This is a genomic window from Mycobacterium sp. E2462 (assembly GCF_001672685.1).
Lineage (GTDB): Bacteria > Actinomycetota > Actinomycetes > Mycobacteriales > Mycobacteriaceae > Mycobacterium.
Genome location: NZ_LZKC01000045.1, coordinates 1 through 16,987, shown reverse-complemented (window position 1 = coordinate 16,987; position 16,987 = coordinate 1). Strand labels below are relative to the sequence as shown.

Annotated in this window: 18 protein-coding genes and 2 pseudogenes; 15 read left to right on the top strand and 5 right to left on the bottom strand. The window is 70.7% G+C overall.

Annotated features, from left to right (window positions below; translation table 11 throughout):
• From A5714_RS26880 to A5714_RS02550, 12 genes and pseudogenes are all read left to right on the top strand, one after another.
• Positions 1-86: pseudogene (locus A5714_RS26880) on the top strand (dihydropteroate synthase); the annotation flags it as partial.
• Between the two features lie 352 nt (positions 87-438).
• Positions 439-528: pseudogene (locus tag A5714_RS27540) on the top strand (hypothetical protein); the annotation flags it as partial.
• 121 nt (positions 529-649) lie between these two features.
• Positions 650-1,561 (top strand): Rossmann-like and DUF2520 domain-containing protein, encoded by a 912-nt coding sequence (locus A5714_RS02595; protein WP_068282473.1) that lies wholly within the window; start codon positions 650-652, stop codon positions 1,559-1,561.
• On the top strand, positions 1,558-2,499 hold the full coding sequence (gene panC / locus A5714_RS02590) for a pantoate--beta-alanine ligase (protein ID WP_068282471.1): 942 nt from the start codon (positions 1,558-1,560) through the stop codon (positions 2,497-2,499). The genes A5714_RS02595 and panC overlap by 4 nt, the downstream gene beginning before the upstream one ends.
• On the top strand, positions 2,499-2,930 hold the full coding sequence (gene panD, locus A5714_RS02585; RefSeq protein ID WP_068282479.1) for an aspartate 1-decarboxylase: 432 nt from the start codon (positions 2,499-2,501) through the stop codon (positions 2,928-2,930). Before panC ends, panD begins: the two co-directional genes overlap by 1 nt.
• Positions 2,931-2,932: 2 nt before the next feature.
• Positions 2,933-3,754, top strand: a complete 822-nt coding sequence (locus tag A5714_RS02580; protein WP_068204879.1) for a type III pantothenate kinase — start codon at positions 2,933-2,935, stop codon at positions 3,752-3,754.
• Positions 3,755-3,802: 48 nt separating this feature from the next.
• Entirely contained in the window at positions 3,803-5,302 is a 1,500-nt protein-coding gene (lysS, locus tag A5714_RS02575; protein ID WP_068282466.1) for a lysine--tRNA ligase, read from the top strand.
• A gap of 124 nt (positions 5,303-5,426) precedes the next feature.
• Positions 5,427-5,768, top strand: coding sequence for a histone-like nucleoid-structuring protein Lsr2 (lsr2, locus tag A5714_RS02570; RefSeq protein ID WP_068070532.1), 342 nt, complete (start codon positions 5,427-5,429; stop codon positions 5,766-5,768).
• A gap of 330 nt (positions 5,769-6,098) precedes the next feature.
• On the top strand, positions 6,099-8,633 hold the full coding sequence (gene clpC1, locus A5714_RS02565) for an ATP-dependent protease ATP-binding subunit ClpC (protein ID WP_068070534.1): 2,535 nt from the start codon (positions 6,099-6,101) through the stop codon (positions 8,631-8,633).
• Between the two features lie 203 nt (positions 8,634-8,836).
• The gene (locus tag A5714_RS02560; RefSeq protein WP_068070536.1) at positions 8,837-9,046 is read left to right on the top strand and encodes a CbtB-domain containing protein; all 210 of its coding nucleotides are present in this window, start codon (positions 8,837-8,839) and stop codon (positions 9,044-9,046) included.
• 5 nt (positions 9,047-9,051) lie between these two features.
• Positions 9,052-9,843: a CbtA family protein gene (locus tag A5714_RS02555; protein WP_068282460.1), complete on the top strand. Its 792-nt coding sequence runs from the start codon at positions 9,052-9,054 to the stop codon at positions 9,841-9,843.
• Positions 9,840-10,391: a histidine phosphatase family protein gene (locus A5714_RS02550; protein ID WP_068282458.1), complete on the top strand. Its 552-nt coding sequence runs from the start codon at positions 9,840-9,842 to the stop codon at positions 10,389-10,391. Before A5714_RS02555 ends, A5714_RS02550 begins: the two co-directional genes overlap by 4 nt.
• Before the next feature lie 4 nt (positions 10,392-10,395).
• Here A5714_RS02550 and A5714_RS02545 read toward each other — a convergent pair whose 3' ends face one another.
• Together A5714_RS02545 and mhuD are read right to left on the bottom strand one after the other, a co-directional pair.
• Positions 10,396-11,760, bottom strand: coding sequence for a serine hydrolase (locus A5714_RS02545; RefSeq protein WP_068282455.1), 1,365 nt, complete (start codon positions 11,758-11,760; stop codon positions 10,396-10,398).
• Positions 11,735-12,055, bottom strand: coding sequence for a mycobilin-forming heme oxygenase MhuD (gene mhuD, locus A5714_RS02540; RefSeq protein ID WP_068070545.1), 321 nt, complete (start codon positions 12,053-12,055; stop codon positions 11,735-11,737). Before mhuD ends, A5714_RS02545 begins: the two co-directional genes overlap by 26 nt.
• 63 nt (positions 12,056-12,118) lie before the next feature.
• Here mhuD and A5714_RS02535 point away from each other — a divergent pair, with 63 nt between their 5' ends.
• Positions 12,119-12,883, top strand: coding sequence for an alpha/beta fold hydrolase (locus tag A5714_RS02535; protein ID WP_068282453.1), 765 nt, complete (start codon positions 12,119-12,121; stop codon positions 12,881-12,883).
• 5 nt (positions 12,884-12,888) lie between these two features.
• Here A5714_RS02535 and A5714_RS02530 read toward each other — a convergent pair whose 3' ends face one another.
• Entirely contained in the window at positions 12,889-13,773 is an 885-nt protein-coding gene (locus tag A5714_RS02530; RefSeq protein WP_231975728.1) for an A/G-specific adenine glycosylase, read from the bottom strand.
• 30 nt (positions 13,774-13,803) lie between these two features.
• On the opposite strand from A5714_RS02530, the gene A5714_RS02525 reads away from it, so the two are divergent.
• Together A5714_RS02525 and A5714_RS02520 are read left to right on the top strand one after the other, a co-directional pair.
• Complete coding sequence (locus tag A5714_RS02525) at positions 13,804-14,421, top strand: carbonic anhydrase (RefSeq protein ID WP_068282448.1); 618 nt, start codon at positions 13,804-13,806, stop codon at positions 14,419-14,421.
• 135 nt (positions 14,422-14,556) lie between these two features.
• Positions 14,557-15,360, top strand: coding sequence for a hypothetical protein (locus A5714_RS02520; protein ID WP_156671263.1), 804 nt, complete (start codon positions 14,557-14,559; stop codon positions 15,358-15,360).
• 54 nt (positions 15,361-15,414) lie between these two features.
• Here A5714_RS02520 and disA read toward each other — a convergent pair whose 3' ends face one another.
• Positions 15,415-16,488 carry a DNA integrity scanning diadenylate cyclase DisA gene (gene disA, locus A5714_RS02515; protein WP_068070555.1) on the bottom strand — a complete coding sequence of 358 codons (1,074 nt, stop codon included), beginning with the start codon at positions 16,486-16,488 and terminating at the stop codon, positions 15,415-15,417.
• Positions 16,485-16,987 (bottom strand): magnesium chelatase domain-containing protein (locus A5714_RS02510; protein WP_304528498.1); only part of this gene is annotated, 503 nt, incomplete at its 5' end. The genes disA and A5714_RS02510, both read right to left, overlap by 4 nt.

Sequence of the window (16,987 nt, the reverse complement as noted above, 5' to 3'; positions counted from 1 at the left end):
TCGACACCGGCCTGCCGGTGCTGCTGGGCGCCTCGCGCAAGCGCTTCCTGGGTGCGTTGCTGGCCGGGCCCGACGGCCGGATTCGGCGTAGGGCTGCGGCGCCTCGACGGGCGCGCCGGACCAGGCCTCGTCGTCGCCGGAATGGCGGGAGCGCCGGCCGTTCGGCGACGCGGCCGTCGGGCCCGGTCCCGGCACTCCGCGGAGTACCGCGACTACGGCGTGCGCAACTTCGCCGGGGACAACGACGCGCCGACCCCCGCCAGCGTCGGGGTCACACCGCCGGCGGCCGCGACGCCGGCGCCCCCGCTCCCGCCGCCGCCGGCCGAGCCCGTGGCCGAGCCGGCACCCCCGCAGATGGCACCGCCCCCGACTCCCGAGAACGCGCCCCGGCACGGCGGCCCGGAGTCGATGACGCCGGACGGCGCGGACGACGGTGCGCCGACGGGTGGTCAGTCCGTCGCCGACCTGCTGGCGCGGCTGCAGGTGCAACCCTCCGAGGGCGGCCGGCGGCGCCGCCGCGACGCCTGACTGGGAGCTGGCTCACATCCTCGTTGGGCTCCCGGGCGCGATCGACTAGAGTTTGACTGACCGAACGGTACCCACCGAGTGGGACCGGAACGAACGAAAGAAATCTGTGAGGTCGTCTGCGATGGTGCAGTTCGACGGTTTGCGCCCGGCCAGGCTCAAAGTGGGGGTCATCTCGGCCGGCCGGGTCGGGACCGCGCTCGGCGTCGCGCTGGAGCGCGCCGACCACGTCGTCGTGGCGTGCAGCGCGATCTCCCACGCGTCGCGCCAGCGCGCGCATCGCTGGCTGCCCGACACCCCGATCGCGGCGCCGCAGGAGGTGGCGGCCGGTGCCGAGTTGCTGCTGCTCGCGGTCCCCGACAGCGAGCTCGCCGGGCTGGTGTCCGGGCTGGCGGCGACGTCGGCCGTGGGGCCCGGCACGATCGTCGCGCACACCTCCGGCGCCAACGGCGTCGGCATCCTCGGCCCGCTGACCGACCGCGGCTGCATCCCGCTGGCCATTCACCCGGCGATGACGTTCACCGGCTCCGACGAGGACGTCAACAGGCTGCCCGACACCTGCTTCGGCATCACCGCCGCCGACGACGTCGGCTACGCGATCGCCCAGTCGCTGGTCCTGGAGATGGGTGGGGAGCCGTTCTGCGTCCGCGAGGACGCCCGGGTGCTCTACCACGCCGCGCTGGCCCACGCCGGGAACCACCTGGTCACCGTCGTCGCCGACGCGCTGGCGGCGCTGCGCTCGGCGCTGCGCGGCGAGGAGCTGCTCGGCCAGCAGGTCGTCGACGACCAACCCGGCGGCATCGCCGAGCGCATCGTCGGGCCGCTGGCCCGCGCGGCGCTGGAGAACACCCTGCAACGCGGCCAGGCCGCGCTGACCGGCCCGGTGGCGCGCGGCGATGCGGCCGCCGTCGCGGGCCACCTGGCGGCGCTGACCGCCGCCGACCCCGCCCTGGCGGGCGCCTACCGGTCCAACGCCCTGCGCACCGCCCAGCGCGCGCACGCGCCCGCCGCCGTCCTCGAGGTGCTGGCGGGATGACGGCGGGCCGCTCGCCGAGCTTCACCCCGGGCGAACTCAACGTGTATTCGGCGCCGCGCGACGTCGCGGACGTCAGCCGCGCGCTGCGCCACACCGGACGCCGGGTGACGTTGGTGCCCACCATGGGCGCGCTGCACGACGGGCACCTGGCCCTGGTGCGGGCGGCCAAGCGGGTGCCCGGCTCGGTGGTGGTGGTCTCGATCTTCGTCAATCCGCTGCAGTTCGGGGCGGGTGAGGACCTCGACGCCTACCCCCGCACGCTGGACGACGACCTGGCGCGGCTGCGCGGGGAGGCCGTCGACATCGTGTTCGCCCCGAGCGCGGCCGCGATGTACCCCGCCGGGCTGCGCACCACCGTGCAGCCCGGACCGCTGGCCGCCGATCTGGAGGGCGCCGCCCGGCCGACGCATTTCGCCGGCGTGCTCACCGTGGTCGCCAAGCTGCTCAACATCGTCCGCCCCGACCGGGTCTTCTTCGGCGAGAAGGACTACCAGCAGTTGATCCTGATCCGCCAGCTGGTCGCCGACCTGAACCTCGACGTCGCGGTGGTGGGCGTGCGGACCGTCCGCGAACCCGACGGGCTCGCCATGTCGTCGCGCAACCGCTACCTCGACCCCGAGCAGCGCGAGGCGGCCGTCGCGGTGTCCGCGGCGCTGACCGCCGCGGCGCACGTCGCGCACACCGGCGCCGGCCCCGCGCTGGCCGCGGCGCATCAGGTGCTCGCCGCCGTACCCGGGTTGTCCGTGGACTACATCGAGCTGCGGGACGCGGACCTGGGCCCGCTGCAGCCCGACCGCCCCGGGCGGCTGCTGGTCGCCGTCCGGCTGGGCGGCACCCGACTGTTGGACAACATTCCCATCGAGATCGGAACACTCGCCGGCACCGCTGGGCCGGACGAATCCCGGGCGCAGCACGCCCAGTCACCTTGGAGGAACTGATGTTACGGACGATGCTCAAGTCGAAGATCCACCGCGCCACCGTCACGCAGGCCGACCTGCACTACGTCGGCTCGGTCACCATCGACGCCGACCTGATGGACGCCGCCGATCTGCTCGAGGGCGAACAGGTGACCATCGTCGACATCGACAACGGCGCCCGGCTGGTCACCTATGCCATCACCGGCGAGCGCGGCAGCGGCGTGATCGGAATCAACGGCGCCGCGGCGCATTTGGTGCACCCGGGTGACCTGGTGATCCTCATCGCCTACGGCACCATGGAGGAGGCCGAGGCGCGGGCATACCGGCCTCGGATCGTGTTCGTCGACGCCGACAACAAGCCGATCGACCTCGGCAGCGACCCCGCGTTCGTGCCCGACTTCGAAATGCCGGGCGCGGCAGAACTTCTCGACCCACGCATCGTTGCGCGGTAACCGTGCTCCTGGCGATCGACGTCCGCAACACCCACACCGTCGTCGGGCTGATCTCGGGCTCCAAGGAGCACGCGAAGGTGGTGCAGCAGTGGCGGATCCGCACCGAGCCCGAGATCACCGCGGACGAGCTGGCGTTGACCATCGACGGGCTGATCGGTGACGACTCCGAGCGGCTCACCGGCGCCGCCGCGCTGTCGACCGTTCCCTCGGTGCTGCACGAGGTCCGCATCATGCTCGACCAGTACTGGCCGTCGGTGCCGCACGTGCTGATCGAGCCCGGGGTGCGCACCGGCATCCCGCTGCTGGTGGACAACCCCAAGGAGGTGGGCGCCGACCGGATCGTCAACTGCCTGGCCGCGTTCCACCGCTTCCAAAGCGCCGCCATCGTCATCGATTTCGGCTCCTCGATCTGCGTCGACGTGGTGTCGGCGAAGGGCGAGTTCCTCGGCGGGGCGATTGCGCCCGGCCTGCAGGTCTCCTCGGACGCCGCCGCCGCCCGCTCCGCCGCGCTGCGCCGGGTGGAGCTGACCCGGCCGCGCTCGGTGGTCGGCAAGAACACCGTCGAATGCATGCAGGCCGGCGCCGTGTTCGGCTTCGCCGGCCTGGTCGACGGGCTGGTCGGCCGGATCCGCGAGGACGTCGACGGCTTCACCAGCGACCTCGGCGACGACGTCGTCGTCGTGTCCACCGGCCACGCCGCACCGTTGCTGCTGCCCGAGCTGCGCACCCAGAGCCACTACGACCGGCACCTCACGCTGCACGGCCTGCGCCTGGTTTTCGAACGCAACCGCGACGCGCAGCGGCGGCTCAAGACCGCGCGCTGACGCGGCGCCGGCGCGAGCGCCACGCCGGGTCATTTAAGCTGGCACGTCGTGAGTGCCGCCGATTCAGACATCCCCGAGCAGTACCGGATCCGCCGGGAGAAGCGCGCTCGCCTGCTGGCAGAGGGCCGCGACCCGTACCCCGTCGCCGTGGAACGCACGCACACCCTGGCGCAGGTGCGCGCCGCGTACCCCGACCTGCCGGTCGACACCGCCACCGACGACGTGGTCGGCGTCGCCGGCCGGGTGATCTTCGCCCGCAACTCCGGCAAGCTGTGCTTCGCCACGCTGCAGGAGGGCGACGGCACCACGCTGCAGGTCATGCTCAGCCTGGACAAGGTCGGGCAGGAGTCCCTCGACGCGTGGAAGGCCGACGTCGACCTCGGCGACATCGTCTGGGTGCACGGCACCGTGATCAGCTCGCGGCGCGGCGAACTGTCGGTGCTGGCCGACAGCTGGCGGATCGCGTCCAAGTCGCTGCGGCCGCTGCCCGTCGCGCACAAGGAGATGAGCGAAGAGTCGCGGGTGCGGCAGCGCTACGTCGACCTGATCGTGCGCCCCGAGGCGCGCGCGGTGGCCCGACAGCGGGTCGCCGTCATCCGGGCCATCCGCAACGCGCTGGAACGGCGGGGATTTCTCGAAGTGGAAACCCCAATGTTGCAGACGCTGGCCGGCGGCGCGGCGGCGCGGCCGTTCATCACCCATTCCAATGCCCTCGACATCGATCTCTACCTGCGCATCGCGCCGGAACTGTTCCTCAAGCGGTGCGTCGTCGGGGGTTTCGACAAGGTCTTTGAAGTAAATCGAGTGTTCCGAAACGAGGGCGCCGATTCCACGCATTCTCCCGAATTCTCGATGCTGGAGACCTATCAGGCCTACGGAACGTATGACGATTCGGCAGTTGTGACGCGTGAGCTTATTCAAGAGGTCGCCGATGAGGCCATCGGAACCCGACAACTGCCGCTGCCCGACGGGACTGTCTACGACATAGACGGAGAATGGGCGTCGATTGAAATGTACCCGTCGTTGTCTGCGGCACTCGGTGAAGAGATCACCCCGGCCACGACCGTCGACCGGCTGTGGGCGATCGCCGAGCGGCTCGGGGTCGAGATCCCCCGCGACCGCGGCTACGGGCACGGGAAACTGGTCGAAGAGCTCTGGGAACACACGGTGGGCAACACCCTCGTCGCCCCTACGTTCGTCCGGGACTTCCCGGTCGAGACAACGCCTTTGACACGACAACACCGCAGCATCGCCGGCGTCACCGAGAAGTGGGACCTCTACGTGCGCGGCGTCGAACTGGCGACCGGCTATTCGGAGTTGACCGACCCGGTGGTGCAGCGGGAGCGATTCGCCGCACAGGCCCGGGCCGCGGCCGCCGGCGACGACGAGGCGATGGCGCTCGACGAAGACTTTCTCGCCGCACTGGAGTATGCGATGCCGCCGTGCACGGGAACGGGAATGGGTATCGACCGGTTGTTGATGTCATTGACCGGGTTGTCAATTCGAGAGACTGTTTTGTTCCCGATTGTTCGGCCGCACACGCAGTAGAAAGCGGCAACTGTGCGGCTTGCGCACAGATTGAGTATGCTGCCCGGATATGGCACATTGGTGACCGGGGAGGTCCATCCAATCTGCTCAGCAACTTCTCAGGATGAAACGCGAGGGTAAGCTAATGGCGAAAAAAGTGACCGTCACCTTGGTCGATGATTTCGACGGTGCCGGCGCAGCCGACGAAACGGTCGAATTCGGCCTCGACGGGGTGACGTATGAGATTGATCTTTCGTCCAAGAATGCCGCGAAACTTCGCAACGATCTGAAGCAATGGGTGGAGGCCGGTCGCCGGGTCGGCGGCAGGCGGCGGGGGCGGTCCGGCACCGCCGGCCGGGGCCGCGGCGCCATCGACCGTGAGCAGAGCGCAGCCATCCGCGAATGGGCGCGCCGCAACGGGCACAACGTCTCCACCCGCGGTCGCATCCCGGCCGACGTGATCGACGCGTTTCACGCCGCGACCTAGCAGGCTTTCGGACCGGCGCCCGGGCAGCAATAGCCCGGGCGCCGGTTTTCGTTTCGCTGGACGCGAAAGGGCGAACGGCAACCCAAGGAAACGAATTCGCGCATTGTGACGTTTGTTCAGTTAAGGCGCCTTTCGCCGGGGAAGTCCACCGAGAAGTCCGCACAAACAAAGCGGAGACCCCGGCGGCAGGGGGGCGCAACGTTAGGCCCCCCGGCGAGCCGACCATTACAGTGGACGGCAGGTACGCGATGCCGGCCCCTGGGGAGCGGCAAGGCTGCTTGAAGGGCCGCCAAAAGGTGAGTACCGAGGTGAGGGAGAGCAGGTAACCCGATGTTTGAAAGATTTACCGACCGTGCCCGCAGGGTCGTCGTCCTGGCGCAAGAAGAGGCCCGGATGCTCAACCACAACTACATCGGGACCGAGCACATCCTGTTGGGTTTGATCCACGAGGGCGAGGGCGTCGCCGCGAAGTCGCTGGAGTCGCTGGGCATCTCGCTGGAGGGCGTCCGCAGCCAGGTCGAGGAGATCATCGGCCAGGGCCAGCAGGCGCCGTCGGGGCACATCCCGTTCACGCCGCGCGCCAAGAAGGTGCTGGAGCTGAGCCTGCGCGAGGCGCTGCAACTCGGCCACAACTACATCGGCACCGAGCACATCCTGCTCGGCCTGATTCGTGAGGGCGAGGGCGTGGCCGCGCAGGTGCTGGTCAAGCTCGGCGCCGAGCTGACCCGGGTGCGCCAGCAGGTGATCCAGCTGCTCAGCGGCTACCAGGGCAAGGAGGCCGCGGAGGCCGGCACGGGTGGCCGTGGCGGCGAGTCCGGCAGCCCGTCCACGTCGCTGGTGCTCGACCAGTTCGGCCGCAACCTGACCGCCGCCGCGATGGAGGGCAAGCTCGACCCCGTCATCGGCCGCGAGAAGGAAATCGAGCGGGTCATGCAGGTGCTCAGCCGGCGCACCAAGAACAACCCGGTGCTGATCGGCGAGCCCGGCGTCGGCAAGACCGCCGTCGTGGAGGGCCTGGCGCAGGCCATCGTGCACGGGCAGGTTCCCGAGACGCTGAAGGACAAGCAGCTCTACACCTTGGACCTGGGTTCGCTGGTGGCGGGCAGCCGCTACCGCGGTGACTTCGAGGAGCGCCTCAAGAAGGTGCTCAAGGAGATCAACACGCGCGGCGACATCATCCTGTTCATCGACGAGCTGCACACCCTGGTGGGTGCCGGGGCCGCCGAGGGCGCGATCGACGCCGCGTCGATCCTCAAGCCGAAGCTGGCCCGCGGCGAGCTGCAGACCATCGGCGCCACCACGCTCGACGAGTACCGCAAGTACATCGAGAAGGACGCCGCCCTGGAGCGCCGCTTCCAGCCGGTCCAGGTGGGCGAGCCCACGGTGGAGCACACCATCGAGATCCTCAAGGGCCTGCGGGACCGGTACGAGGCGCACCACCGGGTCTCGATCACCGACGGTGCCCTGGTCGCGGCGGCCACGCTGGCCGACCGCTACATCAACGACCGGTTCCTGCCGGATAAGGCGATCGACCTGATCGACGAGGCCGGCGCGCGGATGCGGATCCGCCGGATGACCGCTCCGCCAGACCTGCGCGAGTTCGACGAGAAGATCGCCGACGCGCGCCGGGAGAAGGAGTCGGCGATCGACGCCCAGGACTTCGAGAAGGCGGCGAACCTGCGCGACCGCGAGAAGCAACTGGTGGCGCAGCGCTCCGAGCGCGAGAAGCAGTGGCGGTCCGGCGATCTCGACGTGGTCGCCGAGGTCGACGACGAGCAGATCGCCGAGGTGCTGGGCAACTGGACCGGCATCCCGGTGTTCAAGCTCACCGAGGCCGAGACCACCCGCCTGCTGCGCATGGAGGACGAGCTGCACAAGCGGATCATCGGCCAGGAGGACGCCGTCAAGGCCGTCTCGAAGGCAATCCGCCGCACCCGCGCGGGGTTGAAGGACCCCAAGCGCCCGTCGGGTTCGTTCATCTTCGCCGGCCCGTCCGGTGTCGGTAAGACCGAGCTGTCCAAGGCGCTGGCCAACTTCCTGTTCGGCGACGACGACGCGCTCATCCAGATCGACATGGGCGAGTTCCACGACCGGTTCACCGCGTCGCGGTTGTTCGGCGCCCCGCCGGGATACGTGGGCTACGAGGAGGGCGGCCAGCTCACCGAGAAGGTCCGGCGCAAGCCGTTCTCGGTGGTGCTGTTCGACGAGATCGAAAAGGCGCACCAGGAGATCTACAACAGCCTGCTGCAGGTCCTCGAGGATGGTCGGCTCACCGACGGTCAGGGCCGCACGGTGGACTTCAAGAACACCGTGTTGATCTTCACCTCGAACCTCGGCACCGGCGACATCTCCAAGCCGGTCGGTCTGGGCTTCACCCAGGGCGGCGGTGAGAACAACTACGAGCGGATGAAGCAGAAGGTCAATGACGAGCTGAAGAAGCACTTCCGCCCGGAGTTCCTCAACCGCATCGACGACATCATCGTCTTCCACCAGCTGAGCCGCGAGGAGATCATCAAGATGGTCGACCTCATGGTCAGCCGGGTCGGCAACCAGCTCAAGGCCAAGGACATGGCGTTGGAGCTGACCGAGAAGGCGAAGTCGTTGCTGGCCAAGCGCGGTTTCGATCCGGTGCTGGGGGCGCGCCCGTTGCGGCGCACCATTCAGCGCGAGATCGAGGACCAGCTGTCGGAGAAGATCCTCTTCGAGGAGCTGGGTCCCGGTCAGGTCGTCACCGTCGACGTGGACAACTGGGACGGCGAGGGCAGCGGCGAGGACGCGGTGTTCACCTTCACCGGCGCCCGCAAGCCGCCGGCCGAACCCGACCTGGCGAAGGCCGGCGCGCACAGCGCCCCCGACACGCCGTAGGCAATGCAGACACGGGCGGGCGGTTCCCTTCGGGGAGCTGCCCGCCCGTTTCGCTTGCCTGACCGCCCGTGGTTTACTGGCTTCGTCCTGACGGGCGACGGAATCTGGTGAAATTCCAGAACGGTCGCGCCACTGTCGATAGTCAGACCCATCGCCCGTCATCACCTAGCGGGGACGCGCGCATCCCCGGAAGGAGTCGACCAATGTCTCAGCCCCGGACCACCGCCGCCCGCTCGGTTGACCTGTCGGCGGCGGGCGCCGCGCTGTGGCTGACGGCCACGGTCGTCGTGGCTTTGCTGGCCATCTACTTCGTCGGCATCGACCAGGGGGCGGTGTCGCTGTTCGGCAGCGATTCGCACGTCCACGAATTCGTGCACGACGCGCGGCACCTGCTCGGCTTCCCCTGCCACTGAATCGCATGGAGAAGCGTTTGATCGGACGCGGCCTGCTGGCCGGGGCGATCGGCGCCGCGCTGGCGTTCGCGTTCGCCCGGCTGTGCGCCGAGCCCGTCATCGGCCGCGCGATCGCCTTCGAGGACGGCCGGGCCGACGCCGAGAACGCGCACGGCGTGCATGAGCACGGCGCGGAGCTGTTCACCCGTGGTGTGCAGTCCGGCGCCGGGCTGGGCTTCGGTGTGCTGATCTTCGGCGTCGCCGTGGGCGCGCTGTTCGCCGTGCTGTTCTGCGTCGTCTACGCGCGCTCGGAATCCGCTGCGCCGCAGCGGCTTTCCTGGTCGCTTGGCGCCGGCGCCTTCGTCGCGGGGTATCTGGTGCCGTTCGTGAAGTACCCGCCGAACCCACCGGCCGTGGGCCAATCGGACACCATCGGGACGCGCACCGGGTGGTACCTGGTCCTGCTGGTGACCTCGGTCGCGCTGGCCGTCGGGGCCGCGTGGTTGCGCCGACGCCTGACCGCCCGCCACGGCGCGACGAACGCGACGCTGTTGGCGGCGGCGGCCTACCTGGTGGCGGTCGCCGCGGTGGCGGTGTTGTTGCCGACCGTCGACGAGACGCCAGAACCGTTGCGCGACCCCGCGGGCGCCATCGTCTACCCCGGCTTTCCCGCCGACGTGCTCTATGAGTTCCGGCTGGTGTCGCTGGCCGCCCAGGCGATCCTGTGGGCGGCGATCGCCCTGGTGTTCGGGGCGCTCGCGGCCCGGCTGCTGGGGGAGCGGGCCGAGAGCGGACGGGCGCCGAGCCTCGCGGCGTGACCGCCGTCGGCCGGCTGATCCTGGTGTCGCACGCCATGACCAATGCCGTGGCGGCGGCCCGGTTCCCCGCCGACGAACCGCTCAACGATCTCGGCCGCCGGCAGGTCGAAGCCGTTGCGGGACAGTGTGACCGGGCGGGCCGTCAGCTGCGCGGGCCGGAGCGCCGCGCCGAGCAGACCGCGCGGCTGTTGGGGCTGCGCGCAGTGGCGGAGCCGCTGCTGGCCGACCTCGACTGCGGGCGGTGGCGCGGGCGCACGCTGCAGGAGGTGCCCCCCGACGAGCTGGCGGTGTGGCTGGCCGACCCCGCGGCCGCGCCGCACGGCGGCGAATCGATCGCCGAGCTGACCGAGCGGGTGGCGGCCTGGCTGGGCTCGGTCGCGACCGCCGGGCCGGGCCGCACCGTGGCGGTGACGCACCCGGCGGTGATTCGCGCCGCGATCGTCGCGGCGCTCGGCGCGCCGGCGGATGCGTTCTGGCGCATCGACATCAGGCCGGTCAGCCGCACCGCGCTGCACTACCGCGACCGACGCTGGACGCTGCGGCTCTGAGCCGTCAGCGCGGCGCGATCAGCGCGAAGACCTGCCGGGCCACCTGCAACATCCAGCCCGTCACGGTCGGCCCGTGGTCGCGCGGCCAGGTCAGCTGAAAACTGACCACCCACGGCTGCTGGGTCTTGTCGACGGCATACCAGCTGAACGTCAAATCCCCCGGCAGGCCACCGGCTTTCGCGCCGATGTAGGGCCACACGTTGCGGTCCAGCTGGATACCCGCCACCGCCGACAGGATCTGGCGCACCGGCGCCGCCTTGCCCGTCGCGTCGGCCTGCAGCGCCGCGTGCACCCGGCAGATGTCCTGCGCGTTGCCGTACCACTCGGCGCCGTAGGACGACGCCGGCGAGTGGGCGCGGATCGGGTCCGGGTCGTAGTGCGAGGCGTTCGCCTGCGCCAGCAACCGGGCCCGCACCTCCGGGGACCCGTGCTCCCATTCGCTGCGCAGGTCGGGCCTGCCCCAGCCGACGGAGAACAGCTCGTACATGGTGGGAAACGGCGTCATGGCGGCCGGATCATGGTGGCCCGCGGTGGCCAGCGCTTCTTCGATCGCGTGGGTGCCCAGCTTGTCGATCAGCAGGTCGGTGGCCATGTTGTCGCTGGTGGCGATCATCTTCTCCGCGGCCGTGCGCACCGAGACCTGCGCCCCGGCCGGCAGCGCCAGGCCGGAAGAGCCGACAGCGCGGCTCTTTTCGGTGACCGTCAGCTGATCGTCCCACGACACCGTCCCGGCCTTGACCGCGGTGGCCACCGCGTGCAGGACGTACAGCTTGAAAATCGATGCCAGGGGCAGGGATTGCTCAGTGTTGGTGCCCGCCACCGGATCACACCGGCCGTCGTCGACCTTAGCGACCTGGTAGGAGTAGCGGGCACCGGTCTTGCCCAGCACCGCGTCGACGTCGTGCCAGGACTTGACCGTCGGCGGCAACGTCTCCAGGTCGAACCGGTCCACCCAGCCGCCGTCGTCGGTGTGAATCCGGATGTCTTGTCGCGCACCGTAAGACGAGGTGAGGTGCAGCGTGGCGACGCTGGCGCCGATGTCGACGCCGTTGAGGGTGAACGGGCGGTCCCACCACAACGCCTCCATGGTGGTCTGCACCGACTCCACCTTGTCCGGCGCGGCCAGCGTGCGCACCCCGACCGGGCCGATGGGCCAGTCGGAGTTCAGCATGTCCAGGGTTTGTTGGGCGCGGATGCCGGGCGGGGTCCGGGTGTCGATCTCCCGCCCTGCGTTGGCCGCGTTCGCCTGGGGGGACGGCGAAGACGCGCAACCCGGCGCGAACGACACGACCAGAGCGGTCGCGGCGCCCAGCGCCAGCGCGCGGCGCCACGCCGAGATGCCGCTAATCGGCCTGCTTGTTGCCGGCAACGTCCATCACAACCTCGAATTCCAGCAACGTGGCCCCGGTCGCCACCGGGTTCGCCCGCTCGCCCGCGTGGGCCGCGATGGCGGGCCCCTGCGCCCACGCCTGGAAGGCCTCTTCGGACTCCCACTGCGTGACCACGAAATATCGGTTCTCGCCCTTGATCGGGCGCAGCAACTGAAACCCGAGGAACCCGGGCTGGTTGTCGACCGCGTGCGCCCGGTGCGCGAACCGCTTCTCCAGCTCGGGGCCGGCGTCGGCGGGTACCTCGATTGCGTTGATCTTCACCACTGGCGACATGCCGCTAGGCTACCCCGCCCCTCCCCGCGCTCGGCCCGTGGGCGGGGCACGCAAGATGGTGCTATGCCCAGCCAACTGCTGACGTGCCACGGGGGCCACGGCGCACCGGTAGTGCTGGTGCACGGCCTGATGGGGCGGGGTTCCACCTGGCCGCGGCAGCTGCCGTGGCTGACGCGGCTGGGCACGGTCTACACCTACGACGCGCCGTGGCACCGGGGCCGCGACGTGGCCGACCCGCACCCGATCAGCACCGAACGGTTCGTGGCCGACCTGGCCGACGCGGTGGCCACGCTGGCGACCCCGGTGCGGCTGGTCGGGCATTCGATGGGCGCGCTGCACTCGTGGTGCCTGGCCGCCGAGCGACCCGAGTTGGTCGACGCGCTGGTCCTCGAGGACATGGCCCCGGACTTCCGCGGCCGCACCACCGGCCCCTGGGAACCGTGGCTGCACGCCCTGCCCGTCGAATTCGGTTCGGCGCAGCAGGTTTTCGACGCGTTCGGGCCGGTCGCCGGGCAGTACTTCCTCGAGGCGTTCGACCGCACCGGCACCGGTTGGCGGTTGCACGGGCAGCCCGCGCGGTGGATCGAGATCGCCGCCGAGTGGGGCACCCGCGACTATTGGGCGCAGTGGCGGGGGGTGCGGGCGCCGGCGCTGCTGATCGAGGCCGGCGACTCGGTCACCCCGCCGGGACAGATGCGCACCATGGCCCAAATGGGCTACGCCACAACCTATGTGATGGTCGAACAGGCGGGCCACCTGATCCATGACGAGGCCCCCCAGCGGTACCGCGCGGCGGTCGAGTCGTTCCTGACGGCGCCACGACCGTGAACCCGCTACCCCTCGCCGGCCAGGGCGAAGCGCCCGTCGGCGGTCTGGGTGACCAGGCCGTCGGACAGCAGCGAGAACAGGGCCCGGTCGCGCTGGGCCGTGTCGGTCAGCCAGGCCACGTCGAGCTCGGCGCGCGTCACCGGAAAATCGCTGGCGCGCAACACATCTAAGAGCCGACCGCGCACCTGCCGGTCGGTGCCGGCGTAGGCCTGCGCACGCCGCGGCGGCCCCTGGGCCGCGGGGTAGCCGGCGTGCCGCCACGCGCAGTGCCGCAGCGGGCACAGGCCGCAGCGCGGCGCGCGTGCGGTGCACACCGTCGCACCCAGCTCCATCAACGCCACCGAGAATTGCGGCGCCGTCTCCTCCGCCGGCAACAGGGCTTCGACGTCGGCGTGGTCGCGGGTCGCCGACGGCGAGCCGGCGTCTGCCAGGCCGTGCACCACCCGCGCCACCACCCGGCGCACATTGGTGTCGACCACCGGAACCCGTTGGCGGTAGGCGAAACAGGCGACGGCGCGCGCGGTGTAGCTGCCGACGCCGGGCAGGCCCAGCAAGGTCTCGACGTCGTCGGGCACCACGTCGCCGTGGTCGCGCGCGATGGCGACCGCGCACTCGTGCAGCCGCTTGGCGCGCCGCGGGTACCCCAGCTTGCCCCAGGCGCGCAGCACGTCGGCCGCGCTGGCCGCCGCGGTGGCCGACGGGGTGGGCCAGCGCCGGACCCAGTCCGACCAGATCGGCAGCACCCGGGCAACCGGCGTCTGCTGCAGCATGAATTCGCTCACCAAGATCTGCCACGCGCTGACGCCGGGCTGGCGCCAAGGTAGGTCGCGGCGCGCGCGCTCGTACCACCCCAGAAGTTCACCCGGCGGGATTTGCCCCGAACTAGCCACGACGGACCGTGGCACAGCACAATATGGGCCATGCCCAACACCGCCCCGGCGACATCATGGAAAACACTCAAAGAGGGTAACGAGCGATTCGTCGCCGGCAGCCCCGAACATCCCAACCAGAGCGTCGAGCGCCGCGCCGGCCTGGCTAGCGGCCAGCAGCCGATCGCGGCGATCCTGGGATGCGCGGACAGCCGGGTCTCCGCCGAGCTGCTGTTCGACCAGGGCCTCGGCGACATCTTCGTGGTCCGCACCGCGGGGCAGGCCATCGACTCGGCGGTCCTGGGATCGCTGGAGTACGCGGTGGCCGTCCTCAAGGTGCCGCTGGTCGTCGTGGTGGGCCACGACAGCTGCGGCGCCGTCAAGGCGGCGGTCGGCGCCATCGACGACGGCGCGATCCCCCCAGGGTTCGTGCGCGACGTGGTCGAGCGCGTCGCGCCGTCGATCCTGGTGGGCCGGCGCGACGGCCTGAGCAGCGTCGACCAGTTCGAGAAGCGGCACGTGGCCGAGACGGTGGCCCAGCTCGCGTCCCGGTCGGCGATCATCGGCGAGAAGGTGGCCGACGGCACCCTGGCCGTCGTCGGCGTCACCTACCACCTGGCCGACGGCCGGGCGGAGCTGACCGACCACGTCGGCGACATCGGCGAATAACGAGCCGATCCCCGGCGAATAACACGGAAATCCCGGGGGGATAACGGCCGCCCTACACGTCGGTGGGCCAGCAAACCCGGCGACACGCCGGGGTGGCTCAGCCGAATCGGCGTGACCTGCGCCTACGCTGCAAACGTGCTGGATCTGGAACCGCGTGGCCCGCTACCCACCGAGATCTATTGGCGGCGCCGAGGCCTGGCCATTGGTATCGCGGTCGTCGTGATCGGGATCGTGGCCGCCGTCGTCATCGCCTTCATGGGGCACAGCGCGGGCGCCAAGCCCGCCAGTGCCGACAAAGCCAACTCCGCCCAGAACAAGCCGGGCGCGCCCGCGCCGCAGGTGCCGCCCCCGCCGGGTCCCGAGGGGCCCGTCCCGGTGCAGCCGCCGGCGCAGGGGCAGAACCCCGAAACGGCCACGCCGACCGCGGCCGTGCAGCCGCCGCCGGTCCTCAAGGAGGGCGACGACTGCCCCGACTCGACGCTGGCCGTCAAGGGCCTGACCAACGCGCCCCAGTACTTCATCGGTGACCAGCCGAAATTCACCATGGTGGTGACCAACATCGGGCTGGTGGCCTGCAAGCGCGACGTCGGCGCCGCGGTGCTGGCGGCCTACGTGTACTCGCTGGACAACAAGCGGCTGTGGTCGAACCTGGACTGCGCCCCGTCCAACGAGACGCTGATCAAGACATTCACACCCGGCGAGCAGGTCACCACCGCGGTCACCTGGACCGGGATGGGCTCGGCGCCGCACTGCCCGCTGCCGCGGCCGGCGATCGGGCCGGGCACCTACAACCTGGTCGTGCAGCTGGGCAACCTGCGCTCGCAGCCGGTGCCGTTCATCCTCAACCAGCCGCCGCCACCGCCCGGGCCGGTGCCCGGGCAGCCCGCGGTGGTGCCACCGCCGGAGGCCCCGCCGGCGGGCCCGGTCCCGGCCGGCTGACGCAGCAGCTCGGGTCGGCTCAGCTCAGTTCAGCTCAGTTCAGTTCAGCTCAGCTCAGCTCAGTGAGTCGGTGATCGTCGACTCCGCCAGCTGCGACAACCCCTCGCGGACGTGCCTCGCCCACATCGCCCCGATGCCGTCGACCGACTGCAGGTCGCTGGCGCTGGCGGCCAGCACGTTCTGCAGCGTGCCGAAGGAGCGGACCAACAGGTCGGCGTGGGCGAACTGCAGCCGTGGAATGCCGGCCAGGGCCCGGTAGCCGCGGGGGCTGACCGCGGAGTCCTGCGCCTCGGCGGTGGTCGGGTAGCCGAACACCTTGGCCAGCGCGGTGAAATCGAGCAGCTCGGCGTCCGACAGGGCGTCGAGCTCGTCGAGCGTCGCCGTCGTCTGCGCCTCGGGCAGCGGCTCGGGGCTCGCGTGATAGTCGCGCACCATCAGCTCCCGGGCGGTGTCGTTGCCGCCCAGCAACTCCTCGAGCTGTAGCCGCAGCTGGCGGCCGTCGGTGCCGAGCTCGACGACGTCGTCGTCGATCGCGAGCCCGATGCGTCGGACCAGCTCCAGGCGCTGCACCACCGTCAGCACGTCGCGCAGCGTCACGAAGTCCTCGATCTCGGCGCGCGAGAGCTGCCTGCTGACTTCGTCGAGCCGGATCTTGTAGCGCTCCAGGGTGGCGATGGCCTGGTTGGCCCGCGACAGGATGGTCGCCGAGTCGGCCACCACGTGGCGCTCGCCGCCGACGTAGACGGTCACGATGTTCATCGAATGGCTGACCGAGATCACCGGGTAACCGGTCTGGATGGCCGCCCGTTCGGCGGAGCGGTGCCGCGTCCCGGACTCGTCGGTGGGGATCGACGGGTCCGGCACCAGCTGCACGTTGGCCCGCACGATGCGGCTGCCGTCGGTGGACAGGACCACGGCGCCGTCCATCTTTGCCAGCTCCCGCAGCCGCGTCGGTGCGTACCGCACGTCGAGGGCGAAACCGCCGTCGCAGATGGCCTCGACGTTCTCGTCGTTGCCGAGCACGATCAGCGCGCCGGTACGGCCACGCAGGATGCGCTCCAGGCCGTCGCGCAGCCCGGTGCCGGGCGCGAGGCGGGCGACGGTGTCACGCAGCGTCGGACGAGTCACAGCGAGTCATTGTGCGGCCCCGGTGCGCGGCGCGTCCACTCTTTGCGGGACTCGGCGATGGCGACCATGTGTTGCAGCGCCGCGCCGATGGTCGGCGCGCGCAGCGCCCGCATGCCGCTCGGGACGATCTCGCGGCGCGGATCGTCGCCGTCGGGGATGAGGGCGATGCTGAACCCCTGCCGCGCGGCCTCGCTCAGGCGGCGGCCCATGCCGCTGATCCGGCGCAGGTCTCCGGCCAGCCCGACCTCGCCGATCATCACCGCCGTCGTCGGCAGCGGCAGGTCCGCCAGCGCCGACGCCAGCGCGACGGCCACCGCCAGGTCCGCCGACGGGTCCGTGAGCCGCATGCCCCCGACGGTGGACAGGTAGATGTCGTGCGCCGAAATGGGCAGCTTGCCGTGCTTCTCCAGCACGGCGGTGATCATCGCCGCGCGAGAGTGGTCGATGCCGCTGACAGCCCGCCGCGGTGACCCGCCCGCCGGCGTGGCCAGCAACGCCT

Bases quoted from the DNA above. Each gene is read 5' to 3' on its own strand.
- A5714_RS02560 (WP_068070536.1), top strand. From the start codon at position 8,837: ATGTCTCAGCCCCGGACCACCGCCGCCCGCTCGGTTGACCTGTCGGCG.
- mhuD (WP_068070545.1), bottom strand. From the start codon at position 12,055: ATGTCGCCAGTGGTGAAGATCAACGCAATCGAGGTACCCGCCGACGCC.
- panC (WP_068282471.1), top strand. From the start codon at position 1,558: ATGACGGCGGGCCGCTCGCCGAGCTTCACCCCGGGCGAACTCAACGTG.
- A5714_RS02525 (WP_068282448.1), top strand. From the start codon at position 13,804: ATGCCCAACACCGCCCCGGCGACATCATGGAAAACACTCAAAGAGGGT.
- panD (WP_068282479.1), top strand. From the start codon at position 2,499: ATGTTACGGACGATGCTCAAGTCGAAGATCCACCGCGCCACCGTCACG.
- A5714_RS02555 (WP_068282460.1), top strand. From the start codon at position 9,052: ATGGAGAAGCGTTTGATCGGACGCGGCCTGCTGGCCGGGGCGATCGGC.
- clpC1 (WP_068070534.1), top strand. From the start codon at position 6,099: ATGTTTGAAAGATTTACCGACCGTGCCCGCAGGGTCGTCGTCCTGGCG.
- lsr2 (WP_068070532.1), top strand. From the start codon at position 5,427: ATGGCGAAAAAAGTGACCGTCACCTTGGTCGATGATTTCGACGGTGCC.
- A5714_RS02595 (WP_068282473.1), top strand. From the start codon at position 650: ATGGTGCAGTTCGACGGTTTGCGCCCGGCCAGGCTCAAAGTGGGGGTC.
- A5714_RS02535 (WP_068282453.1), top strand. From the start codon at position 12,119: ATGCCCAGCCAACTGCTGACGTGCCACGGGGGCCACGGCGCACCGGTA.